Annotated in this window: 24 protein-coding genes; 16 read left to right on the top strand and 8 right to left on the bottom strand. The window is 68.7% G+C overall.

All coding sequences use genetic code 11. The features are described from left to right. The first annotated feature begins 3 nt into the window (after window positions 1–3). The 4 genes from QC180_RS14440 to QC180_RS14455 all read left to right on the top strand — a co-directional run bounded on the left by QC180_RS14440 (window position 4) and on the right by QC180_RS14455 (window position 3,270). Window positions 4–933 (top strand): HpcH/HpaI aldolase/citrate lyase family protein, encoded by a 930-nt coding sequence (locus QC180_RS14440; protein WP_278263244.1) that lies wholly within the window; start codon window positions 4–6, stop codon window positions 931–933. Window positions 934–1,027: 94 nt separating this feature from the next. Next, window positions 1,028–1,519, top strand: coding sequence for a YflT domain-containing protein (locus tag QC180_RS14445; protein ID WP_278263245.1), 492 nt, complete (start codon window positions 1,028–1,030; stop codon window positions 1,517–1,519). Between the two features lie 4 nt (window positions 1,520–1,523). Then, entirely contained in the window at window positions 1,524–2,105 is a 582-nt protein-coding gene (locus QC180_RS14450; RefSeq protein WP_278263246.1) for a suppressor of fused domain protein, read from the top strand. A gap of 877 nt (window positions 2,106–2,982) precedes the next feature. Beyond that, window positions 2,983–3,270 (top strand): DUF7919 family protein, encoded by a 288-nt coding sequence (locus QC180_RS14455; RefSeq protein ID WP_474646446.1) that lies wholly within the window; start codon window positions 2,983–2,985, stop codon window positions 3,268–3,270. Window positions 3,271–3,288: 18 nt separating this feature from the next. Here the strand turns inward: QC180_RS14455 and QC180_RS14460 are convergent, their stop codons facing one another. After that, the gene (locus QC180_RS14460) at window positions 3,289–4,350 is read right to left on the bottom strand and encodes a magnesium and cobalt transport protein CorA (protein WP_474646463.1); all 1,062 of its coding nucleotides are present in this window, start codon (window positions 4,348–4,350) and stop codon (window positions 3,289–3,291) included. A 95-nt stretch (window positions 4,351–4,445) separates the two neighbouring features. Here QC180_RS14460 and QC180_RS14465 point away from each other — a divergent pair, with 95 nt between their 5' ends. From QC180_RS14465 to QC180_RS14485, 5 genes are all read left to right on the top strand, one after another. Beyond that, window positions 4,446–5,300 carry a PHP domain-containing protein gene (locus QC180_RS14465; protein WP_278263249.1) on the top strand — a complete coding sequence of 285 codons (855 nt, stop codon included), beginning with the start codon at window positions 4,446–4,448 and terminating at the stop codon, window positions 5,298–5,300. Then, the gene (locus QC180_RS14470; protein ID WP_278263250.1) at window positions 5,297–5,563 is read left to right on the top strand and encodes a hypothetical protein; all 267 of its coding nucleotides are present in this window, start codon (window positions 5,297–5,299) and stop codon (window positions 5,561–5,563) included. Before QC180_RS14465 ends, QC180_RS14470 begins: the two co-directional genes overlap by 4 nt. A gap of 51 nt (window positions 5,564–5,614) precedes the next feature. Continuing rightward, window positions 5,615–7,159: an FAD-dependent oxidoreductase gene (locus tag QC180_RS14475; protein ID WP_278263251.1), complete on the top strand. Its 1,545-nt coding sequence runs from the start codon at window positions 5,615–5,617 to the stop codon at window positions 7,157–7,159. 411 nt (window positions 7,160–7,570) lie between these two features. Further along, a complete protein-coding gene (locus QC180_RS14480) occupies window positions 7,571–8,791 on the top strand; it encodes an NAD(P)-dependent malic enzyme (protein ID WP_474646447.1) in 1,221 nt (406 codons plus the stop codon). A 77-nt stretch (window positions 8,792–8,868) separates the two neighbouring features. Continuing rightward, window positions 8,869–9,078 (top strand): hypothetical protein, encoded by a 210-nt coding sequence (locus tag QC180_RS14485; protein ID WP_278263252.1) that lies wholly within the window; start codon window positions 8,869–8,871, stop codon window positions 9,076–9,078. Here the strand turns inward: QC180_RS14485 and QC180_RS14490 are convergent. Beyond that, entirely contained in the window at window positions 9,075–9,959 is an 885-nt protein-coding gene (locus QC180_RS14490; RefSeq protein ID WP_278263655.1) for an ABC transporter substrate-binding protein, read from the bottom strand. The two genes, QC180_RS14485 and QC180_RS14490, sit on opposite strands and share 4 nt — an antisense overlap. Before the next feature lie 209 nt (window positions 9,960–10,168). On the opposite strand from QC180_RS14490, the gene QC180_RS14495 reads away from it, so the two are divergent. The 5 genes from QC180_RS14495 to QC180_RS14515 all read left to right on the top strand — a co-directional run bounded on the left by QC180_RS14495 (window position 10,169) and on the right by QC180_RS14515 (window position 14,906). Beyond that, a complete protein-coding gene (locus tag QC180_RS14495; RefSeq protein WP_278263253.1) occupies window positions 10,169–11,050 on the top strand; it encodes a glycine betaine ABC transporter substrate-binding protein in 882 nt (293 codons plus the stop codon). Between the two features lie 186 nt (window positions 11,051–11,236). Next, entirely contained in the window at window positions 11,237–11,923 is a 687-nt protein-coding gene (locus QC180_RS14500) for a helix-turn-helix transcriptional regulator (RefSeq protein WP_278263254.1), read from the top strand. Between the two features lie 35 nt (window positions 11,924–11,958). Then, complete coding sequence (locus tag QC180_RS14505; protein ID WP_278263255.1) at window positions 11,959–13,431, top strand: DHA2 family efflux MFS transporter permease subunit; 1,473 nt, start codon at window positions 11,959–11,961, stop codon at window positions 13,429–13,431. 233 nt (window positions 13,432–13,664) lie between these two features. Further along, window positions 13,665–14,111, top strand: coding sequence for a hypothetical protein (locus QC180_RS14510; protein ID WP_278263256.1), 447 nt, complete (start codon window positions 13,665–13,667; stop codon window positions 14,109–14,111). 84 nt (window positions 14,112–14,195) lie between these two features. Continuing rightward, complete coding sequence (locus tag QC180_RS14515; protein WP_474646448.1) at window positions 14,196–14,906, top strand: cutinase family protein; 711 nt, start codon at window positions 14,196–14,198, stop codon at window positions 14,904–14,906. A 59-nt stretch (window positions 14,907–14,965) separates the two neighbouring features. On the opposite strand, the gene QC180_RS14520 is transcribed toward QC180_RS14515, so the two are convergent. The 4 genes from QC180_RS14520 to QC180_RS14535 all read right to left on the bottom strand — a co-directional run bounded on the left by QC180_RS14520 (window position 14,966) and on the right by QC180_RS14535 (window position 20,193). Then, window positions 14,966–16,759: an AMP-dependent synthetase/ligase gene (locus QC180_RS14520; RefSeq protein ID WP_278263258.1), complete on the bottom strand. Its 1,794-nt coding sequence runs from the start codon at window positions 16,757–16,759 to the stop codon at window positions 14,966–14,968. Between the two features lie 92 nt (window positions 16,760–16,851). Next, the gene (locus QC180_RS14525) at window positions 16,852–17,805 is read right to left on the bottom strand and encodes an alpha/beta hydrolase (RefSeq protein ID WP_278263259.1); all 954 of its coding nucleotides are present in this window, start codon (window positions 17,803–17,805) and stop codon (window positions 16,852–16,854) included. A 16-nt stretch (window positions 17,806–17,821) separates the two neighbouring features. After that, window positions 17,822–18,655, bottom strand: coding sequence for an SDR family NAD(P)-dependent oxidoreductase (locus QC180_RS14530; protein WP_278263260.1), 834 nt, complete (start codon window positions 18,653–18,655; stop codon window positions 17,822–17,824). Then, entirely contained in the window at window positions 18,652–20,193 is a 1,542-nt protein-coding gene (locus tag QC180_RS14535; protein ID WP_278263261.1) for a flavin-containing monooxygenase, read from the bottom strand. Before QC180_RS14535 ends, QC180_RS14530 begins: the two co-directional genes overlap by 4 nt. A gap of 75 nt (window positions 20,194–20,268) precedes the next feature. Here QC180_RS14535 and QC180_RS14540 point away from each other — a divergent pair, with 75 nt between their 5' ends. Further along, complete coding sequence (locus QC180_RS14540; protein ID WP_278263262.1) at window positions 20,269–20,895, top strand: TetR/AcrR family transcriptional regulator; 627 nt, start codon at window positions 20,269–20,271, stop codon at window positions 20,893–20,895. Window positions 20,896–21,029: 134 nt separating this feature from the next. Here QC180_RS14540 and QC180_RS14545 read toward each other — a convergent pair whose 3' ends face one another. Next, complete coding sequence (locus QC180_RS14545) at window positions 21,030–22,196, bottom strand: hypothetical protein (RefSeq protein ID WP_278263263.1); 1,167 nt, start codon at window positions 22,194–22,196, stop codon at window positions 21,030–21,032. A gap of 271 nt (window positions 22,197–22,467) precedes the next feature. Here QC180_RS14545 and QC180_RS14550 point away from each other — a divergent pair, with 271 nt between their 5' ends. Continuing rightward, window positions 22,468–22,959 (top strand): hypothetical protein, encoded by a 492-nt coding sequence (locus QC180_RS14550; protein ID WP_278263264.1) that lies wholly within the window; start codon window positions 22,468–22,470, stop codon window positions 22,957–22,959. Here the strand turns inward: QC180_RS14550 and QC180_RS14555 are convergent, their stop codons facing one another. After that, window positions 22,960–23,544, bottom strand: coding sequence for a helix-turn-helix domain-containing protein (locus tag QC180_RS14555; RefSeq protein ID WP_278263265.1), 585 nt, complete (start codon window positions 23,542–23,544; stop codon window positions 22,960–22,962). Between the last annotated feature and the right edge of the window lie 59 nt (window positions 23,545–23,603).

Genomic DNA, 23,603 nt, shown 5'->3' on the forward strand with positions numbered 1-23,603 from the left:
CCCATGCAGCCGCGTCGCTCGGTGCTCGCCGTGCCGGGGAGCAATCCCAAGATGATCGCCAAGGCCAAGGGTCTGCCGGTGGACGAGGTGTTCCTCGATCTCGAGGACGCCGTCGCGCCCGGCGCCAAGATCGCGGCGCGGGCCAATATCGTCGCCGCGCTCAACGAGCCGGGTTGGGGCAACCAGCTGCGGGTGGTGCGGGTCAACGACTGGTCGACCGAGTGGACCTACGCCGATGTCATCCAGGTGGTCGAGGGCGCGGGCGCGGTGCTCGACGCCATCCTGCTGCCCAAGGTCACCGACGCCGGTCAGGTGCACGCGCTGGACCTGCTGCTGACCCAACTGGAGAAGGCCAGCGGACTCGAGGTGGGCCGCATCGGCATCGAACCGCAGATCGAGAACGCGCTGGGCCTGCGCAATATCGACGCCATCGCCACCGCGAGTCCCCGGGTGCGGACACTCGTGTTCGGCCCGGCCGATTTCATGGCCAGTATCAATATGCGCACCCTGGTGGTCGGCGAGCAGCCGGAGGGCTACGACGTCGGCGACGCCTACCACCACATCCTGATGACCATCCTGCTCACCGCCCGCGCCCACGGCCTGCAGGCCATCGACGGCCCCTACCTGCAGATCCGCGACCTCGACGGCTTCCGCCGGGCTGCGAGCCGCACGGCCGCACTCGGTTTCGACGGCAAGTGGGTGCTGCATCCGACCCAGGTCGACGCGGCCAACGAGATCTTCAGCCCCCGCCAGCGCGACTACGACCGCGCCGAGCAGATCCTCGACGCCTACGCCTTCCACACCTCGGCCGAGGGCGGCGCGCGCGGTGCCGTCATGCTCGGAGATGAGATGATCGACGAGGCCAGCGCGAAGATGGCGAAGGTGATCGCGGAGAAGGGCCGCGCCGCCGGAATGAAGCGGTCGGACGCCTGATCCGGGAGCCCGTGATCACAGATCGGGCATTCCGGACATTTTGGAGACGCGTTTCACTCCACCACACCCACCCCGGACCTAGCAGAATGGGACTATGACGAATCCCTTGGGCAACCCGAATCGCGGACGGCAGTTGCCGACGCCGCCGTCGGGCTGGCCGGTCGGCTCGTATCCGACCTACGCCGAAGCGCAGCGCGCGGTCGACTACCTGGCCGACGGGCAGTTCCCGGTGGGCGATGTGACCATCGTGGGCGTCGATCTCATGCAGGTGGAGCGGGTGCTCTACCGGCTCACCTGGGGCAAGGTCATCGGCGGCGGTGTGGTGTCGGGCGCCTGGCTGGGCCTGTTCCTCGGTCTGCTGCTGAGCCTGTTCACCACCACCGGTGGCGCGCTGGGTCCGCTGGTCGTCGGCCTGGTCGGCGGCATCATCTTCGGCGTCATCACCACCTCGATCCCGTACGCGGCCACCAAGGGCCAGCGCGATTTCGCCTCGACCATGCAGCTGGTCGCCGGGCGCTACGACGTGCTGTGCGACCCGAAGTCCGCCGAGCGCGCCCGCGACATGCTGGCCCGATTGGCGCTGTGAGCCGATGGATGTGGTGAACACGGTCCGCACCGCGGTGCTGGACCACTACGAGGTCGCGCGCGACCAGGTCGACGCGGCCTCGGTGACCTTCCTCGGCCTCGAACCGATCGAGATCCTGCGCATCCCCGGCGACGGCGTGGTCCACTACGTCACCCTCGGCGGCTCCCGCCACCCCATGGGCGACCCCTCCGACCTGCTCGCCGACCCCCTGCGCGGCCCCCGCGCCGAACTGGTCCTCACCCTGCTCCTGAGCGCCGGACCGCAGGCAGGGGTCGCCCGGTCACTGGGCGTGCTGGTCGCCACCCCGTCAGTGGAAGGCGTTGTGCTCCAGGCCGACGCGCTGCTCGACCTCGGAGAACCGCTGTGGCGCAACGCGATCTTCACCGCAGTGCTGCTCGGCGAGAGCGAGGTGCCCGAGGTGACACTGCCCGAACCGGCCGACCCGGTGCGCTATCTCAGCGTCACCCCGATCACCGCGACCGAGGCCGCCTGGGTACGGGTGCGCGGCGCCCAGGCCCTGCGCGACGCCTGGGCCGAGGCGGGCATCGACGTGCGCGATCCGGCGCGCGGCGCGGTGAATCTCTAGAGCCACTCGTTGCCGAGCAGTCGACGGTCATGCCGTCGACTACGGCAATCACCGCTGCCGCGACGGCGGTTGCGGGGAGCCATCACTTACCCGTTGTTGAGCTCGTCGGCCTTGTTGTTCGTCGCCGCGGTCTGCGTGCTGGAAGATTTAATCATAACGCACAGAAATTTGTCGACGATGTGCTTCAGAACGGCGAGTACTCCGTAGAGCGGGGCAGAGCTGCCGGTGTGTATCAAGACCTACATTCGTTTAGGCTGCCCGACACCGGTAAGGGGGTACGGTTTACGATGGATGGGGCGTTTGTGGGCTTTGTATAAAGGTTGGTAATATCTGCACCGTCTAGTGCTGTCGTCGCAATTAGTCGGCGAAGCTTGGTGTGCAACATAATCTAAGGTTGGTTATGGAGAGAAAAATACCCTTTAATGGGCGGGTCATCGAAGTTGAGTCCGTTGCAAATGTGGTAGATGATCTGGATTCGCTTGAGTTCAGAGACGCGGAATCGAGTTCTCCCCTGATCTCGGTATTTGAATACGATGAAAATCCTGGCCGACTATGGGTAAGTGTAGACGGTGAAGTGGAAGTGGAAATGCTGAAGGTGTCGCTTGACTATGCGACTCGGTACTTTCAGAGACCGTCTCCAACAGGTCAGTGCTCGAATATCGGGCCAGTTCAAACATACGGTCCTGGCGACAGTGCCGAATCACGTCATTGATGCACCGGCGGCGCTAGATATTCGATCTGGTTCGATGACCGCCGCCGGACCGACCAGGTTGGCTGTGTTGCTATCGAGCGGCTGGCAATCGGCGTGGTTCACATGGTCACCTACAGAGAGGTGCTGCTCTGACATGTATTTCGCCGATCTCAGTCCGTACACCTATTGCAAAAAGAAGCAAAAAATCGCATCAACATGACTCGGGGATACCATGGATGTGAATTCTGCGTGTCCGAAATCCTGGCTGGAACCCAAGAGGAAATGACTGGACTTCAAATATATAATGAGCTGGTCGGGTTGGAGGCCCTGGGAAACGGAGAGATCCTGGTGCGGGGAGCGGTGGGTGAATGCTATATTGCACCGGTAATGATCATTCATTACGTTTTGCTTCACAACTATTTGCCTCCCCGGGAATTCATAGATGCGGTGTTGAACGGCGCCGCGCTCGAGTGACCGCGGCGCAGTGAATCTTTAAAGCCACTTGTTGCGCCGGAAGCTGCGGAACAGCATGGCGCACAACACTGCCATGATGATCAGCACGATCGGGTAGGCGGCGGGTTGGTGGAGTTCCCACATGTAGTCGAAGTTCATGCCGTAGACCCCGGCGATCATCGTGGGTACCGCGGCCATGGCGGCGTAGGCGGAGATCTTTCGCATGTCGGTGTTCTGCTGAACGCTGATCTTGGCCAGCGCCGCGTTGACCAATCCGCTGAGCGCCTCGTCGAAGAAAGTGATGTGCTCGGAGACGCTGGTGTGGTGATCGGCCACATCGCGCAAATAGGCGCGGATCTCCTGGGGCACCGGCAGTTCCCGATTGTGCACCAGCAGTTGCAGCGGCAGGCCCAGCGGCGCGACCGAGCGGCGTAGCTCCACCACTTCCCGTTTGAGCTGGTAGATCGACTCGACGCCGATCTTGGAGTTCGGCGTGAACACCGCCTCCTCCATCTCGTCGATGTCCTGCTCGACGGATTCGGAGACCTCCACATAGGAGTCGACCACGTGGTCGGCGACCGTGTGCAGCACCGAGTACGGGCCGAGGCGCAGCTGGTCGGGGTGGTCCTCGAGTTCGCGGCGCACCCCGGTGAGCCCGGTGTGCTCGCCGTGGCGGACCGTGATGGCGAAGTGCTCGCCGGTGAAGACCATGATGTCGCCGGTCTCGACGATCTCGCTGATCGCGTGGATGTCGTGCTCGACGTAGCTGACGGTGCGCATCACCAGGAACAGGGTGTCGTCGTAGCGTTCCAGTTTGGGCCGCTGACGGCCCTGCACCGCGTCCTCCACGGCCAGCGGATGCAGGCCGAAGATCTCGGCGATCTCGCTCATCTGCGTCTCGTCGGGATCGTGCAGGCCCAGCCAGACGAACCCGTCCTCGCTCGCGCTCGCCTCGGTCAGCGCCTGTTCGGGGGTGAAGTGTCCGGCCCGCCGCTTGCCGTCGACGTAGACGCCGCAGTCGACGATGGCCCGCGCGGTGGGGACGGGAACCCGGGCACGCGGACTCGTGCGCGCGCGGCCGGACCCGCGCCAGGACGGCATCGGGGGCAGTGTCGGCACGAGACGATGTTACGGCCACCGACCGGTTTCCCGGACGGACCGCCCGCGCGCGGGCACCGCACGGTAAGACTTGAGGGGTGCGCATCGATCTGCATACCCATTCCACGGCCTCCGACGGCACCGACACCCCCGCCGAACTGGTGCGCCGTGCCGCGGCGGCGGGCCTGGACGTCGTCGCCATCACCGATCACGACACCACCGGCGGCTGGGCCGAGGCCGAGGCGGCGCGCCCACCGGGGCTGACGCTGGTGCGCGGGATGGAGATGTCGTGTCAGGGGATGGGCGAGGACGGCCACCCCGTCCCCGTGCACCTGCTGGCCTACCTGTTCGACCCCACCGACGCCGGTTTCGCCGAGGAACGCGAGCGGCTGCGCGCCGAGCGGGTGGCGCGGGTGCGGGCGATGGCCGACAAGATGGTGGCCGACGGGCTGCCGATCGACCCCGACGCGGTACTCGCCGGAGCCGGACCCGCCGCGGGCAGGCCACATCTGGCGCGGGCGCTCGTCGCGGCGGGGGTGGTCGAGAGTGTCGACGCGGCGTTCGTCGACCTGCTGGCCCCGCACGGGCCCTACTACGCCGAGAAGGCCGACACCCCGCTGACCACGGCGGTGCGGCTGATCGCCGCCGCGGGCGGGGTCAGCGTGCTGGCCCATGTGCGCGCCCGCAAGCGCGGTCGCCTGCTCGCCCTCGACGACATCAGGGAACTGGCCACCCTCGGCCTGGGCGGTCTGGAGATCGACCACCCCGACCACAGTGCCGCCGATCGCGCGATGCTCACCGGCCTCTCGGCCGAACTCGGCCTGCTGCGCACCGGCTCCTCGGACTATCACGGCAGCAACAAGACCATCGCCCTGGGCGCCTGCCACACCGATCCCGAGCAGTTCGAGGCGCTGATCGGCAAGGCCAGCGGCGTTCCGGTGATCACCGCGTGACGCTGATACGCGGAATCAGCGGCATCGTCGCCGGGGGCGTGGTGGTGCTGCTGTGTGTGGTGGCCGGGGCCGCGGTGATGGGCGCGCGTCGCGATTTTCCCGGGCCGGGCGTCGAGTCGCTGGGCTGGCATGTGGTGGCGGCCGTGGTGGTCGTCGGCGCGCAGCTCGTCGCGGATCGGGGACGGGGTCTGGCGGCCCTGTCGGGCTCGGCGATCGTTCTGGTCACGGCCGGTGTACTGCTTTGGACACAATGGTGGGGTTGACCGCCGCGTAGTGGTTGCGGGCAGGTGAATGAGCGGCGAACATTTCTCTTTGTGACCAGCATCGAGACCGATGTTCTGATCCTCGGCGGCGGACCCGCCGGGCTCTGGGCCGCGCTCGCCGCCGCGGCCACAGGCGCGCGTGTGGTGCTGGTGGACAAGAGTCGCTGCGGTTCCAGCGGCACCACCGTGCACGGCACCACCGTGCTGTGGGACATCGCCCCAGGTCCAGGCCGCGCCGAGGCCGTGGCCGCGAGCATCGCGCACGGTGGCGGACTGGGTGATCCGGTCTGGCTCGAGCGCGTGCTCGACGAGACACATCGGCGCCTGCGCGGCTGGACGGGCCCGCTGCGGCGCCGATCCGGACCCGGTCCGGCGCGCGTGTACGTCGACGGCGCGAGTTATCTGCGCAGGCTGCGTCGCGGGGTGCTGGCGGCGGGCGTGCGGGTGCTCGACCATCATCCGGCGCTGCGGTTGCTCGTCGACCCGGCGGGCACCGTCGTCGGGGCGGCGGGTCTGCAGCGGCACCACCGGTTCCGCCCGTGGACCATCCGGGCGGGCGCGGTGGTCGTGGCCACCGGCGGCTGCGCCTTCCTGTCCGGCGGGGCAGGGACCGAAGTGAACACGGGAGAGGGCCTGTTGATGGCCGCCGAGGCGGGCGCCGAGCTGGCGGGCATGGAGTTCTCCAGCGCCTACGGCCTGGCCCCGGTCCCCGCCCGCCTGTACTCCGCCCTCTCACCGGGCCCGTCGATGCCCTTCGCGGTGCTCTACGACGAGGCGGGCACCGCGCTGCCCGCCGGGGACGGCGCCGCCCTGGCCGCCATCGCCGAGGGCCGCCAGGTCTTCGCGGCCCTGCACGAGACACCGGAACCGCTGCGGCTGTGGCTGAGCCGTCACGGCGCGGTCGACGCGACGGGCCGGGTGCCGGTGCGCGCGGTGCTCGAGGGCACCATCGGCGGCGCGGGCGGCCTGGCGCTGACCGGACCCGACTGCGCCACCACCGTGCGCGGCCTCTACACCGCGGGCGACCTGGCCGGACGCGAACTCGTCGCCGGAGCGGCGGGCACCGGCGGCGGACTCAGCGGCGCGTGGGCCGTGGCCTCGGGCACCTGGGCCGGGACGGGCGCGGCGGCCTTCGCCCGGTCCGCCGAGTGGGCCGGTAGCGCCCGCCCGGTCCCTGGCGCCGGACTCGGTCCGCGCGCCCACATCGACCCGCGCTCGGTCGTCGGCCTGGTCCAGGAGCACACCCTGCCGTTGCGCCGCAGCTACCGACGCAGCGCGGGCAGCCTGTGCGACAGCATCGCCGAACTGGACGCCATGTGGCCCGGCGCGCAGTTCGAACTCGGCGGCACCGGCGCGGGACAGCTGCGCGCCCGCCAGGCCGCCGCGCTGCTCGCCGTCGCCCGCTGGGCCGGATACAGCGCGCTGGTGCGCACCGAGTCGCGCGGCATCCACCGCCGCAGCGACCATCCGCACACGGCCGCGGACTGGCGTGCGCGGCTGCGCTGTGGTGGGCTGGACGAGGTCTGGGTGCGCCGGGAACCAGGGCCGCAACCGCTCGGCGATCAGCTCACCACTCCGCGTCCGGCCGCGGTGTGATTGTTCACCGGCTGTTCCCCGTCAGCTGCGAGTTTTCTCTTACCCGGCGGCAATTCGGCCTCGTTACGCTCGACAGATGACACGCTGTCGGCTGACACCCCGGACCGGTTTGGCAACTGGTCGGCCCGGCTGGCAGAATGTTGCGGATTCCCTTCCCTCGCCACCGCCGGGTTCGGGAAACCTGGTGACCTCCCGCCACGCGACGCACCGTCGCGGCCGAGGGACCACCCTTTGTTCGCCCGGACCACCCGTCCGGCTCCGCTCCCTGGATCAGTGCCGCGCCCCGCGACCGGTTGTGACCGGTGTACGCGTCGGGCTGCGCGTCCGGTGAGCGCTCATGAAGAACCGTAACCCGATATACCCGGCGGTAACCGTCCCCCGGTTGAGTCCGACTCGAGCAGGAGTGAAATCGTGTCATCTGTGACTGACGCACCGAATGCCACCGCGGCGCCCCAGGCCGATGATGCAGCGAGCCTGGCTGCCATCACCCACGACGAGATCTTCGCGGGCCACCTCGGCGGCAAGCTGTCGGTAGAGCTCAGTGCTCCGCTCGAGACCCAGCGCGACCTGTCCATCGCCTACACCCCGGGCGTCGCCCAGGTCAGCCGGGCCATCGCCGAGGACGCCGCGCTCACCAAGACCTACACCTGGACCGACCGCCTCGTGGTGGTCGTCAGCGACGGCACCGCCGTGCTCGGCCTCGGTGACATCGGCCCGCGCGCCTCGCTGCCGGTCATGGAGGGCAAGGCCGCGCTGTTCAAGAAGTTCGCCGGGCTGAACTCCATCCCGCTGGTGCTCGACACCACCGACCCCGACGCGATCGTGGAGACTCTGATCCGCCTGCGCCCGAGCTTCGGCGCGGTGAACCTCGAGGACATCTCTGCCCCGCGCTGCTTCGAGATCGAGCAGCGGGTCATCGAGGCGCTGGACTGCCCGGTCATGCACGACGACCAGCACGGCACCGCCATCGTGGTGCTGGCCGCGCTCAAGGGTGCCGCCGCCCAGCAGGGTCGCGACATGTCCGCCCTGAAGGTGGTCGTCTCCGGTGCCGGTGCCGCCGGTGTGGCCTGCGCCAACATCCTGCTCGCCGCCGGTATCCCCGACGTGGTCGTGCTCGACTCCAAGGGCATCGTCTCCGCCGGTCGCGACGGCCTCAACGGCGTCAAGGCCGACCTGGCCGCCCGCAGCAACCCGCGCGGCCTGACCGGTGGTCCGGCCGAGGCGCTGGCCGGTGCCGATGTGTTCCTGGGCCTGTCCGCGGGCACCATCCCCGAGGAGCTCATCGCCTCGATGGCGCCGGAGTCGATCGTGTTCGCCATGTCGAACCCGGACCCGGAGATCCACCCCGAGGTGGCCGCCAAGTACGCCGCCATCGTGGCCACCGGCCGCAGCGACTTCCCGAACCAGATCAACAATGTGCTCGCCTTCCCCGGCGTGTTCAAGGGCGCGCTGGACGCGGGCGCGCGTCGCATCACCGAGGGCATGAAGGTCGCCGCCGCCGACGCCATCTTCGGCGTGGTCGCCGACGAACTGTCGGTCGACAAGATCATCCCCAGCCCGCTGGACCCGCGCGTGGCTCCGGCCGTCGCCGAGGCCGTGGCCGCGACCGCGCGCGCCGAGGGCGTCGCGTAACTCGTAGTTCCCCAGGCAGCGCCCCCGTTCCGAACCGGAGCGGGGGCGCTGCCGCGTGGTCTGGGATCATCGGGGACATGGCTTCGATCACCGTGCAATTCCCGGACGAGATAGCCGCGGAGCTCGTGGCCGCGGCCGAGGCGGCGGGCGTCGGAGTGAACGTCGTGCTCGTGCAGGCCGCCCAGGACTGGCTGCACGCCCAGGCCCAGCGCGCCCACGAACGTGCCAGGATGCGGGCGGTGCTGGCCGATGACCCGCACCTGCGCGCCCTGCTGGGTGACGACTAACCGATCGGGGAATTCAACCCCTTCGCGGTGATCCACGCGAGCGCGGCCGCTTTCGGCTCGATCTTGCTGGTCCCGGAGACCGCGGTGTTGAGCGAGATCAATTCCGCGGTGGTGAGTTTGGCCGACACCGCGTCGAGCACCGCGACGGCTTTGTCGGTCTTCTTGGCGGCATTGAACAGCGGCACCACATTCTGCGCCGCGAAATTCCGCTTCGGATCGGCGAGGACCACCAGATCGTTCTGCGCGATCGCGGGGGAGGTGGTGTAGATATCGGCGGCGACGATCTTTCCGTCGACCAGTGCGCGCACCGTCGCCGGACCGCCGTTGTCGTCGATCGCCTCGAAATCCTCGGCACCGATGTCGAGCCCGTAGTTCTTCCTCAGCCCCGGTAATCCGCCGGGCCGCTGCGCGAATTCCGGCTCGGCGCCGAAGGTCACCTCGGCCGAATGCGGTGCCAGATCGGCGATGCTGGTCAGCTTCCATTTCTCGGCGGTCGCCCTGGTCACCACCACGGCGTCGGAATCCTGGCCGGGCGCGGGGGTCGCGATGGCCAGGTCCTCGCCGAGCACGCCGGGCAGGGCCGCGGTGACCTCGTCGGCGGTGGTGGCGGTGGCATCGGTGTCGAGGTAGCGCAACAGGTTTCCGGTGTATTCGGGAATCAGCGAGATCGCGCACTGGCGCAGGGCCGGGAGATAGGTTTCGCGGTTGCCGAGATTGAACTTGGTGTCCACCTTGAAACCATTGATGCGTAAGACCTCGGTGTAGATCGTGGCGACGGTCTCGGATTCGGGAAAATCGGCCGAACCGATGATCAGCGCGTCGCTGGTGCAATCGCCCTTGGCGGCCAGCGGATCGGAGTTGCCGCAGGCCGAGACGATCATGGCGGCGGCGAGAGCGACAGCGGCGGCGAGCACCCGACCGGCCCGGACCACGAGGCGACGACCCGGTCGGCGATGTCCTGGAGCGGCGATGAACGCGGTTTTCACTGGGGTCCTTCCGGCAAAGGCGGGCAGTGCGCTGTGCATGCGTCCCGGGGGCTGCAGGTACATTCTGGGTGGTAATACTGCCCGCGTCGCGCCGAATTGCGTGGGTGGACGGCGAATACGGGAAGTTGGTGTCGGAGGCGATGGTCTCGCGCGCGGTGCGTCGAAGGGTGGCCGCGATCCTGGTGACGGCCGCGGCGATCACCGCCGTGTCCTGCGCCGATACCGACGATCGGCCGATGATCGCGGTCGGTGCCGACGCCTCCACCGAGTCCGTCGTGCTGGCCGAGATCTACGCCCAGGCCCTGGCGCGTGTCGGCACCCGCACCAGCGTGGTCACCGGCCTGACCGACCCCATGGCCGCCCTCGACGCGGGCCGCGTCTCGGTTCTCGGTGCCCGCAACGGCGCCCTGCTCGACCGCTGGAATCCCACCTCACCCGCCCGCGAACCCGCTGCCGTCAACGCTGCCGTCAACGCCGCCCTCCCGCCCGGCCTCACCGTCTCCGACGCCGCCGACGGCACCGACCTGCGCGCCCAGTTCGTGCGCACCGACACCGCCGTCGCCGCCGATGGCCTGCGCACCGTCACCGACCTGGCCCCCCACTGCGCCACCATGACCATCGGCTCCCTGGACCCGGCCCCCGACCTCGTCGCCGGTTGCGCGCCCGCCCAGCTCCTACCGTCCCCCGACCTGCCCACCCTGCGCGCGAACCTGCTCGACAACCATCTCCAGGCAGGCATCACCGCGGGCCCCGGCGGCGACCGCACCGGCCTGATCACCCTCCCCGACCCCGAGTACGCCATCCGCGCCCAGAACACCCTCGCCCTCTACCGCAGCGGCATCTTCGACCGCGCCCAGATCAAGAAACTCAACTATGTAGCAGGCGAACTCACCACCGAAGCCCTCCTCGACCTCATCACCCAAGTCGACTCCGGCACCACCCCCACCACCGCCGCCCGCCTCTGGCTGGACGCACACGCCCTCTGAAACCCGCCCTCGCCCAGCGGTTTCGGCATCGCCCGTCTGATCGGCGCGTAACTCGGCCTGCCTGTCTCTCGGCCCGTCGGGATCCCTTCTTGCCCGATGGTGTTTCACTCCGTATATTCCTACTGGAATATTTGGTCTGGAACAGCGACCGCGTGGGTGCGGGAGTGGAGGTGGGTGGTGGTGCGGATGGGTAGGGGGGTCATGTCGCCGCTGGCGGTGGCGGTGCTCGCGTTGTTGGACGAGCGGCCCATGCATCCCTACGAGATGTATCAACTGCTGGTGGCGCGGCGGGAGGACCTGCTGGTCAAGGTGCGGCCGGGGACGCTCTATCACGCGGTGGCGCGGCTGGCCGACGACGAGATGGTCGCCGCGGAGGGGACCGATCGGGCGGGTAACCGGCCCGAGCGCACCACCTACCGGATCACCGAGACCGGCCGCGCGGCGTTGCGCGCCCGGATCGCCGAACTGTTGAGCACCCCCGCGCGGGAGTATCCGATCTTCCGGCTGGCGCTGGCCGAGGCGCACAGCCTGCCGCGCGAGCAGGTCGTCGCGCTGCTCGACGAACGGGTCGGGCACCTCGGCGCCGAACTCGCCGACCTCGACGCGTTGCTGGCGTGGGCGCACGAGCACGCGATGCCGCGCCGGTACTGGATGGTGCTGGAGTACATGCGCACCACCTCGGCCGCCGAACTCACCTGGATCGAGCAGTTCGCCGCCGAACTCCGCGCCGAGGCGATCGAGTGGGAGGTGTTCGACCCGGTCACCGGCGAGCGCGTGCCCACCAGTGTCGGCACCGTCGACGACTGGCCCGGCCGGGGCGAGTCCGATCGTCCGCCGCGTCCCCGCTGGGCGGGAAGTCCCGCTCGCGGCTGATATCCGCGTTCATTTCTCCGATAGGAATCCTTGCGATGAATACCCGACGCAATCCGTGGCTGGCGCTGTTCGCGCTGGTCGTCGGGTTCTTCATGATCCTGCTGGACATGACGATCGTCGCGGTCGCCAATCCGGCCATCATGACCGAGCTCGACACCGACATCTCCAACGTCATCTGGGTCACCAGCGCCTACCTGCTCACCTACGCGGTGCCGCTGCTGGTCACCGGCCGCCTCGGTGACCGCTTCGGCCCGAAGAACATCTACCTGATCGGCCTGGCGGTGTTCACCGGCGCCTCGCTGTGGTGCGGCCTGTCGGGCAGCATCGGGATGCTGATCGCGGCGCGCGCCGCCCAGGGCATCGGCGCGGCGCTGATGACGCCGCAGACGATGGCCGTCATCACGCGCACCTTCCCGCCGGACAAGCGCGGCGCGGCGATGGGCCTGTGGGGTGGCGTGGCCGGTCTGGCGACGCTGGTGGGCCCGATCCTGGGCGGTGTGCTGGTCGACAATCTCGGCTGGGAGTGGATCTTCTTCGTCAACGTGCCGGTCGGCATCGTCGCGTTCGCGCTGGCCGTGTGGCTGGTGCCCGCGCTGCCCACCAGCGAGCACAAGTTCGACATCGTCGGCGTGGTGCTCAGCGGCGTCGGCATGCTGGCGCTGGTGTTCGGCATCCAGGAGGGCAACGCGCAGGACTGGTCGCTGCGGATCTGGCTGCTCATCGGCTTCGGCGTGGTGATGCTGGTGGTGTTCGTGATCAACCAGGCCCGCAACACCGGCGAACCGCTGGTGCCGCTGAGTCTGTTCCGCGACCGCAATTTCGCGCTGTCGAACCTGGCGATCGCGGCCATGGGCGCCGCGGTGACCTCGCTGATGGTGCCCTCGTACTTCTACCTGCAGGCCGTGCGGGAGATGTCGCCGACCAGTTCGGCGCTGGTATTCGCCCCGATGGCACTGGCCACCGGTTTCACCGCGCCGTTCATCGGCCGCGTCTCCGACAAGCTGCCGCCGCGGCTGGTGCCGACCATCGGTTTCACCCTGTTCGCGGCCTCGGTGTTCGCCTTCGCGGCACTGATGCGACCGGACTCGTCGATCGGCTGGTTCCTGCTCGCGGCCACCCTGGCCGGTTTCGCCAACGCCTGCATCTGGGCGCCGCTGGCCTCGGTCGCCACGCACAACCTGCCGGTCGCCCAGGCCGGTGCGGGCGCTGGCATCTACAACACCACCCGTCAGGTGGGTTCGGTGCTCGGCAGCGCCGCGATCAGCGCGTTGATCGCGGCCCGGCTCACCGCCAACGGCCTCGGTGGCGGCGGCCCGGTCGGCGAGGGCGCGGCCACCGGCCCGCTCCCGCCCCAGATCCTCGACGAGTTCAGCACCTCGCTGGGCCAGTCGATGATCCTGCCCGCCGCCATCCTGCTCATCGGCGTCGTGGCCTCGGCCCTGTTCGTCGGCCACACCAAGTCCGCGGCCCCCAGGCCCGAACTCGCGAAAGCCGACGCGGGCGTCTGACCATCGATCCCGGCCGCCCGTCGCCACCTGCGACGGGCGGCCCTGTCATGCCACTGGCGGGCATGCTGTCCACCCTGGTGAACACGAACGGTGAAGGTGCCGTCTACCAGCGCGAACATCCTCGTCGGTGGTGGCCGGAGGGCGTGGTGACCTATTCGTGACGGCGGAAACCCTGTCCGGACAACCCTCGGAAAACTACGCTATGTAGTAGTCATGAAGGGCAGGAGGACCCCATGCCGGAGACCGCTACCAACCCAGCCGACCGGGCATTGCGGGCGACGACCGCGGTGTTCGCCGTCGCCTTGTTCGTGCACGGCGCGGATCACTTCCGGCGGGGGCTGAACGTCTGTTCGGCGCTGGTCAACGCGCTGGGCACGCTGCAATCGATGTTCGCGGTGCTGACCATCGTGCTGGTGTTCCGCGGGCACAGGGCGGCTCCGCTGGCGGCGACGATCGTCGGGTTCGCCAGCGCGGTCGGCTTCCTCGTCGTGCACATCCTGCCCGACTGGTTCGGGCCGCTCAGCGACAGTTTCATCAACCCGCCCGCGTCGGCCCGCGTCACCGGATTCTCCTGGTTCGCGGCACTGTTCGAGATCACCGCCGACCTCGCCGTCGGCATCGCGGGCCTCTACGCCCTGCGGGCCCGCCGGATGGCCCTGGCCCCGGCGCCCGTTTCCTAGAACCACCAAAAGACCCGCTGACCGGCGGCGCGTCGGCGGCCCGGAAGTGCCGGGCACGCGCGGCCGGTCGGTAGTCTGCGCGGCATGACAGCACGTTCTCTTCCCCGATTCGTGTCTGCAGCCCTTCTGGCAGCCGCGATTCCGCTGGTAGCGCCCACCCATCCGGCCACCGCCGCGCCCTGCGCCGACATCGAGGTGGTCTTCGCTCGCGGGACCGCCGAGCCCGGCGGCGAACTCGGACTCACCGGCACGTCCTTCGTGGAGGCGGTGCGCCTGAACTCCGGCGGCCGCTCGGTCGGCGCGTACGGGGTGAACTACCCCGCCAGCGGCGATTTCACCGACCGGCTCGCCTTCGCCCACACCGTCCTGCGCGGCATCGACGACACTCAGCAGCGCGTCGAGTACCTCGCGGCCAACTGCCCCGGCACCCGGATCGTGCTCGGCGGCTACAGCCAGGGCGCCGCGGTCGCCGGTTTCGCGCTCGGCGCCGAGGTCCCCGAGGGCGTCCCGGCCGAATACCGTTCCTACCTGCCCGAGCCGCTGGCCCCCGAGATCGCCGACCACATTGCCGCGGTCGCCCTGTTCGGCAAACCCTCCGAACGCTTCCTCACCGACGCGGGCGCCCCCGTCGTCACCGTCGGCGCCCCCTACGCCGCCAAGACCATCGACCTGTGCATCCCCACCGACAACATCTGCGACGGCTCCCCGCTGGCCCAACCCAACGCCGTCCACACCCTCTACGCCGTCAACGGAATGACCCTCACCGCCGCCGAATTCGCCGCCCAACGCTACTGACAACAAAACGGCCGGTCGCGCATACACTGCGCGACCGGCCGTTTTCGAAGTGGTAAGACCTACGAGTAGATCTTGTCCACCTCGGACGCGTACTGCTTCATGACGACGGCGCGCTTGAGCGACATCTTCGGGGTGAGCTCGCCACCCTCCTGGGTCCAGTCGACCGGCAGGATGCGGATCTTCTTGATCGCCTCGGCCTTGGAGACCTTCTTGTTGGTCTCGTCGACCGCCGCCTGCACCTCGGCGACCAGCGCCGGGTTCTCGATCAGCGACTCGATCGCGGTATCGGCGGCGACGCCGTTGCGGTCCTTCCAGCCCGGCAGGGCTTCCGGATCCAGGGTGATCAGCGCGCCGATGAACGGCTGCCCGTCACCGACGACCATGACCTGGCTGATCAGCGGGTGCGCGCGCAGGGAGTCCTCGAGCACGGCGGGGGAGACGTTCTTGCCGCCCGCGGTGACCAGGATTTCCTTCTTGCGGCCGGTGATGGTGATGAAGCCGTCGGCGTCGATGGCGCCGAGGTCACCGGTCTTGAACCAGCCGTCCTGGATCGCGTCGGCGGTGGCCTCGGCGTTGCCCCAGTAGCCGTCGAACACGACCGAGCCCTTGAGCAGCAGCTCGCCGTCCTCGGCGATCTTGGCCGCGTGGCCCTGGATCGGGCGACCGACCGAACCGACGCGGATGAACTGCGGGGTGTTGACGCTGAACGCGGCGGTGGTCTCGGTCAGGCCGTAGCCCTCGTAGATGGTGACGCCGACGCCACGGAAGAAGTGGCCCAGGCGCGCGCCCAGCGGGCCGCCACCGGAGACAGCGGCCAGGCACTGGCCACCGAGGGCCGCGCGCAGCTTGCTGTAGACCAGCTTGTCGAAGACGAAGTGCTTGAGCTTGAGCAGCAGGTCGGGGCCGCCCTTCTCGAGCGACTCGCTGTAGGCGATGGCGGTCTCGGCGGCGGCGTCGAAGATCTTGCCCTTGCCACCGTCGTGGGCCTTCTGCTTGGCCGAGTTGTACACCTTCTCGAACACGCGGGGCACCGAGAGGATGAAGTCGGGCTTGAACTCGCCGAACTGCTCGACCAGGGTGGTCCAGTCCGAGCTGTGGCGGATGGTCACCTTGGAATCGAAGGCGATCAGCGCGACCGCGCGGGCGAACACGTGCGCCAGCGGCAGGAACAGCAGGGTCTTCTGGCCCTCGGCGACGAACGCCGAGAGCTCGATGCCGCCCGAACGCGACTCCGCGTAGAGGTTCGCGTGGGTCAGCTGCACGCCCTTGGGCTTGCCGGTGGTGCCCGAGGTGTAGATCAGGGTGGCGGGGGAGGCCGCGCCGACCTGCTTGCGACGCTCGTGCACGACCGAGTCGTCGAGGTCGGTGCCGCGCTTGGTCAGCTCGTCGATCGCGCCCTTGTCGATCTGCAGGGTCTCGGCGAGCGCGGGCAGCGAACCGGCCTCGATCTCGTCGATGGTGGCGCGGTGCTTGTCGTTCTCGACGACGAGCAGCTTGGTCTCGGAGTCCTGCAGGATCCACTTGGCCTGCTCGGCCGCCGAGCTGTCGTAGATCGCGACGGTCACGCCACCGGCGGCCCAGATCGCGAAGTCCAGCAGCGTCCACTCGTACCGGGTGGCGGCCATGATGGCGACGCGGTCGCCCAGCTCGATGCCCGAGGCGATCAGGCCCTTGGCCACGCCGGTGACGGCCCGCTCGAACTGTGCCGCCGTGACGTCGTTCCAGCCGCCGCTGCCGTTCGGGACGTTGAACAACACCGTGTTCGGCGTCTCCTGCGCGAAGCGGAAGACGTTGTCGGAATTGTTCGCATCGTCCGGGATGGTGTAGGAAGCCGGAACTTCGAACTCTCGCATCTGTGCCCTTCCAGTGGGTTCTACTCGCCAGTAATCTACGACACTCTCGGCCGGGTCGCGATATCGCCGCCCGAATTGCCCGTCACCAGGCTTTATCGTAAATCGTCTATCGATACCGGCTGAATTGCTTCTCGCAGGAATTCTGCGAGTTCGCTCAGTGTCCGCGCGGCCTCGGTGACCAGCGCGGCCTGCAGTTGCGCGACGTGCCACAAGCCGCGCGTTTCGGTGAAACGGACGTGCACACCCGCCCCACGAAGGGCCGAGACCAGCTGGCGACACTGGTCGTGTAACAGTTCGCTCACATCGACCTGCACGTAGGTGGGAGGCAGGCCGATCAGCTCACCGAGCAGCGGCGCGTAGCCCGCTTCGGTGACGGCGGCGTCGCCCAGATAGTGGGCGGCGCACGCCTGCGACCACGCCCGGTTGATCACCAGGTCGCGGTCGCGGGAGGGCGGCTGGGTCGGGTCGACCCAGGGCGCGATCAGACCCAGCGCGGCGGGCGCGACGCCGTGCCGGGCCAGCAGGCGCTGCGCCAGCGCCAGCGCCAGGCCGCCACCGGCCGAGTCACCCGCCAGACAGATCTGCTCGGGTCGGTAGCCGACATTGTCGACCAGGTCCAGGAACGCGGCCTCGGCGTCGTCGAGACCGGCCGGGAACGGGTGCTCGGGGGCCAGCCGGTAGTCCAGCGAGTACACCGCGCAGCCGCTGTCCCTGGCCAGATGGGCCACCAGCGAGCGGTGCGTGGCCAGCGAGCCGACCACGTAGCCACCGCCGTGCAGGTACAGGATCGCGCCCGCGGCGCGTTCGGGCGGGACCGCGTGGGTACGCGAACCCGGCATCGCGGTCTCGGCGATGACCCGCTCGGCCGGGCGGCCCCCCAGCTGCAGCCGCTGGACGATGGAACCGTCCGGCACCAGCTGCAGCAGGGAGACCGCGTCGAGCAGAGCGCGTTGTGCCGCGATCGGCAGCCGCGCGTTGAGTGTCACCCGGAAGACCGGGTCGAGCACCGCGCGCACGATCGGCAGCGGAATCTTGAACTCGCGCATGGGCGTCGTCCTGAGGTCAGTGCGGCATGAAGCGGCCGTTGACCACGGCCGAGATCCGGTTGTAGCCCGAGGCCAGGAAGCGCACGCTCGCGTCGAGCACCTTGGCCTCCCAGCCGATCAGCACGCGGGCATGGCCCTTGCGCACACCCTCGGTGATGGTCTGGGCGGCCATCTCCGGGCTGTGGATCGCCAGGTACTTGTCGAACAGCGAGGCGGTGTTGGCGCCGTCGATGCCCTCGGCGTAGGTGGCGTTGCGGGCCACCGCGGTCTTGATGCCGCCGGGGTGCACGCAGGTGACCTTGACCGGCGCCTTGGCGATCTTCATCTCCTGGTACAGCGCCTCGGTGAAGCCGCGCACCGCGAACTTGGCCGAGTTGTAGGCCGCCTGACCGGGCACGGTGACCAGGCCGAACAGGCTCGAGACGTTGACGACGTGCCCGTCGCCGGAGTCGATCAGCATCGGCAGGAACGCCTTGGTGCCGTTGACGACACCCCAGAAATCGACATCCATGATGCGTTCGATGTCTTTGAAGTCGGTCTTGACCACGTCACCGTGGTAGGCGATACCGGCGTTGTTGTAGATCTGGTGCACGACACCGAAGTGCGCCTTCACCGAATCGGCGTAGAGCAGGAACGCCTCGCGCTCGGCGACATTGAGCCGGTCGGACTTGACCTGCGCGCCCAGTGCCTCGACCAGGCGCACGGTCTCGGCCAGGCCCTCGGCGTCGATGTCGGACAGCGCCAGCTTGGCGCCGCGACGGGCCAGGTTCTCGGCCAGCGCGCGGCCGATGCCGGACCCGGCGCCCGTGATCACACAGACTTTGTTCGTGAAGTAAGCATCTTTGCTCACTGTGCTGCCACCACTTTCAGTTCGGTGTCGGAGTCGGTCGAGGTGGTCGTGTTGTAGGCCGCCAGGTCGAAGTTCTTGGTGAGCCTACGGAATTGGAACGTGAAATCGGGCCACAGCGTGGTGTTGTTGCCGTGCTTGTCCAGGTACCAGCTGGCGCAGCCGCCGTTCATCCAGACGCTGTCGGCCATCTTGTCCTGCAACTCACGGTTGTACACCCGCACGGCCTCCGGGCTGACCTCGACGGTGCGCAGGTCGCGCTGGTCGATGGTGGCCAGGGCGTCGGCGACGTAGTTGATCTGCGATTCGATCATGAACACCATCGAGGTGTGGCCCAGGCCCACGTTCGGGCCGAGCAGGAAGAACATGTTCGGGAAGTTCTCGATGGACGAGCCCTTGTAGCCGCGCTGGCCCACCTCGTCGAACTGCTCCGACAGCGTCTGCCCGGTGCGCCCGACGATGGTCTCGAAGGCGGGGGAGTCGGTGACGTGGAAACCGGTGGCCACGATCAGCGCGTCGATCTCGCGCTCGGTGCCGTCCTTGGTGACGATCGAGCCCGCCTTCACCTCGGCGATGCCGTTGGTGACGACCTCGACATTGTCGCGGTCGATGGCCGGGTAGTACTCGTTGGAGATCAGCATGCGCTTGCAGCCGATGCGGTAGTCCGGGGTGACCAGCGCGCGCTTGACGGGGTTGCGGACCTCGGCGAACAGCTTGGCGCGCGAGATCGTCTCGAAGATCTTCATCAGCGCGGGGTACTTGGCCAGGCCCACGACCTGGGTCTCGCGGGCGGCGTAGATGGCCGCGCGCGAGAGGCGCTGCACGCCCGGGATGTACCTGAACGCCAGGCGCTCGGGCAGCAGGTACGGGCGGTCCATGCGCGGCAGCAGCCAGGGCGCGGTGCGCTGGTAGAGGTCGAGGTGGGCGACCTTGCTCGCGATGGCGGGCACGATCTGGATGGCCGAGGCGCCGGTGCCGATCACGGCGACGCGCTTGCCGGTCAGGTCGACATCGTGGTCCCAGCGGGCCGAATGGAAGATGTCGCCGGAGAAGTCGTTGATGCCCTTGATGTCGGGCAGCGAGGGCTCACAGAGGGCGCCGACCGCGGAGACGACGGTGTCGGCGGTGAAATCGCCCTTGCTGGTGGTGATGTCCCAGCGGGCGGTCTCGGCGTTCCAGCGCATGCCGAGCACGTCGCAGTCGAACAGGTGCTTGTCGAGCACGTTGTTCTTCTCGGCGACGTCGCGGATGTAGGCCTGGATCTCGCCCTGCTTGGAGAACGAGCGCGACCAGTCGGGGTTCAGCGCGAAGGAGTACGAGTACAGGTGCGAGGGCACGTCGCAGGCGGCGCCGGGGTAGGTGTTGTCGCGCCAGGTTCCGCCGACATCGCTGCCGCGCTCGAGGACGAGGAAATCGTCACGACCCTGCTGACGCAGGCGGATGGCCATGCCGAGGCCCGCGAACCCGCTGCCGACGATGATCGTCTTGATGTGGCGGGCGGCGCTGCGGTCGACATCTTTGTCTGTAACCTTGCGACTCATGTACAGCAGACTACGGTCTTATTGAGCGGGAGTCAACAGCTATTGAATCAAGTTCAGTAGCGCTACCATGGCGGCGTGACCATCAGGACTTCCGGCGAGACCAAGCGCATCCGGCTCAGCCCCGAGGAGCGTCGGCTGCAGCTGATCACCCTCGGTGCCGAAATGCTGGCCGGGCGTTCGCTCGAGGACATCTCGGTCGACGACATCGCCAAGCAGGCGGGCATCTCGCGCGGCCTGCTGTTCCACTACTTCGCGTCCAAGCAGGAGTTCCACGAGGCCATCGCCCGGCACGTGATCGAGGAGTTCTACACCGCGATCGCCCCGAATCGGGAGCTGTCGCTGTTCGACATGCTGCGCGATTCGATCGACCGCTTCGTCGACTACGTCACCGAGCACTCGGCGTCCTACCGCTCGGTGCTGCGCGGCCCGGCCAGCATCACCCCGGAGATGTCGGGCTACGTCGACAGCACCCGCGCCACCATCGCCGACCTCATCGTCAGCGAGCTGCCGCTCCCACCCAACGACCCGGACCTGGCCCGGCTCACCCTGGCCATCCGTGGCTGGATCGCGTTCGTCGAGGAGACCATCCTCACCTGGATGCTCGAAAAGCCGGTCAGCCGGGAGCAACTGGTGGAACTGCTGGTCGAGTCGCTGCCCGCGCTGGCCTTGAGCCCGGCGCTGATCGCGGCGCTACAGGGCTGAGGGTCGGCGCCGATCGGCCTCGCGCGCTCAGTCCGGTGCCCGCTCGTCGGCCGCGCCCCCTCGCGGGGTCTCGGTCGCTGTGCGCCGGTGAGCGGCCCCGGCCACCGACCGCGCCGACGAACCCGGCGCCCGGATCAGCGCGTAGCCGCCCGGCGGGCCAGGAGCAGGATCGTCAGCACGCAGGCGCAGGCGACCGCCGCTACCGTCACGAGCACCCGGATCGACGGCGAGTTCCAGAACACCAGGACCAGCGCGGCCAGCCCCACGACACCCCAGCTCGACAGTCCCGGTCGGCGCAGCACGGCCGCCCAGCCCGCCGAGATCCGCGCCCGCACCGCCCGCGCGGGTCGTGACGGGCCGGTCACCAGCGCGAACACCACCAGGAAGGCGCCGTAGGCGGCGACCGAACGCAGCTTGCCGCGCACCGGGTCGGTGACGGTGTCGAACAGCAGCCGCGCCACCTCCGGGTCCAGCGGGACCGCCGACAGATACCGGTGGCGGCCCAGCGCGATCGCCACCGCGAGCAGCGCCATGGCGGCGATCAGAATCGCGCCGTGCAGGGCGACCGCGCGACGGCGCGTGCCCGGCGGGGCGATCACGATCGCGAGGATCGCCAGCAGCAGGGCGATCACCGGCAGCAGGGTCGCGGCCCGGTCGAGCAGGCGCGTCCAACGCTGGGCCTGCGCGATCCGCTCGTCCTGGAAGACGACGACCTGCGCGGTGAGTGTGCCCGGTTCCCCCGGGACGTCCACGCCGCGTTCGGCCAGCCGCTGCCGCACCGCCTCCGCCACCTGATCGAGTGGAACGCGCACGGTGCCGTCCTCCTCGACCTCGAGCGGTCCGGAACCGGTGAGCACGCCGCTCACCGCCGTGTGCGCGCCCCGATTGGCGGCGGTCCACAGCTCGGCGAAACGGTCGCTACGCACCACGGATTCGGTGGTCTGGTGGACCAGGTCATCGATCTCGGCGCGCAACAGCGCGGGCAGGGTGCGCAGCGCGGCCCGCAGGCGCGGGGAGTCCGGGTCGGCGTCGGCGAGGGCGGTGGCGAGGTCGTTCGCCAGAGCGGTGTCGTCGAGTCGGGCCAGGATCGCCGCGCTGACCTGGTCGGTCACCGCGTCCTGGATGGCCGGTTCGGTGGCGAGCGGTCCCACGATCTCGACGTAGTGGTCGGTGTCGAGCAGATCCGAGTGCACGTAGCGCGCGAGCACCCCCGCGATCACCAGCACGCCGGTCAGCACCAGGAGTACGACGGAGACGGTGAACCGGAACCGGCTCGCCCTCGGGGAATGCCGCTCGCCCATCTGCCCTCCTCGGCGGAAGTGCTGGATCGGCTCAGAATACGACCGCGCGCGATGATCGCCGCCGGACCCGGCCGGACGGGCGCGTTGCGGGATCGAGACCGTTGTCCCGGCTAACGGACCGGCGTCCGCACACGACATACGGGCACGGGACGTGCATGTCTTCGCGCAACTGGCAAGACCTCAAAACTGTTGTGCCCCTTGGTTATTCGAATATCCAACCGAGATCTTCGCGGTGGTTAACGGCTTCTCGGCAGGGCGCGAAGTACGAAACATGACTCTCACGAACAGCAAGTACTCGCTTCCCCGTCGCGCCGCGATCGCCACCCTGGCGACCACGGCCGCCCTGATCGGGCTCACCGGTCCGGCCACCGCGATCCCCAGCGACCCGGTCGTCCAGTTCACGCCCACGCTCAGCCGCACGCCCGGCGCCAACTGCGCGGCGATCATCAATGCCCAGACCGTGCCCCAGCCGCAGTCCGGCCAGTTCGGCGTGAAGGTGACCATCACCCAGACCGGCGATTTCTGCCAGTCCTACCGCATCGCGGTGCGCTTCCGGAACCTCGACACCGGCTACAGCGACGGCCAGTCGCACCGCGTGGACAACGGCGCGCTCGTCGGCCTGCCCGACGGCGTGATGACCGGCATGGGCATGGGCCCCGGCGCGGGCAATATCGAAGCGTGGATCGTCACCACCGACGAGACCCTGCCGCAGCACCAGGAGCTCGAGCACATCTCCGGCCGGGCGAGCTTCACGCTCGGCTGATCAGTCCGATCCCCGGGGGCGGGCGCGCAGATGAGCGCGCTCGCCCTGCTTGCCGAACAGGCTCAGGAATTCGACGGGCTGATCGTCGGCGGCGCCGAACCAGTGCGGCACATGGGTGTCGAACTCGGCGGCCTCGCCGGGGGTGAGCACGATGTCGTTGTCGCCCAGGATCAGGCGCAACCGTCCGTTGAGCACATAGAGCCACTCGTAGCCCTCGTGCACCTGCGGGGTCTGCGGCCGGTCGGTCGCGCCGGGGGCGATGATCATCTTGAACGCCTGGATACCGCCCGCGCGCTTGGTGAGCGGGAGCATGGTCATCCCGTGGCGGGTGATCGGGCGCAGGTGGATGCGGGGATCGCCGGTGGCGGGGGCGTCGACGAGTTCGTCGAGTGTCACCCCGTGTGCCTTGGCCAGTGGGAGCAGGAGTTCGAGCGTGGGTTTGCGGTCGCCGGACTCCAGCCGCGAGAGGGTGCTCACCGAGATGCCCGTCTCCTGGGACAGATCGGCCAGCGTGGTGCGGCGCTGCGAACGCAGGGCGCGCAGGCGGGGGCCGACCGAGTCGAGGGTCTGTTCGAGGTCGTCCATGTCATCCAGTTTGCCATAGCGGCAAATAACCTTGCCAGTTCGGCGCGGCGATCGGCACT

This window comes from Nocardia anocheti (genome assembly GCF_029675105.1).
Lineage (GTDB): Bacteria > Actinomycetota > Actinomycetes > Mycobacteriales > Mycobacteriaceae > Nocardia.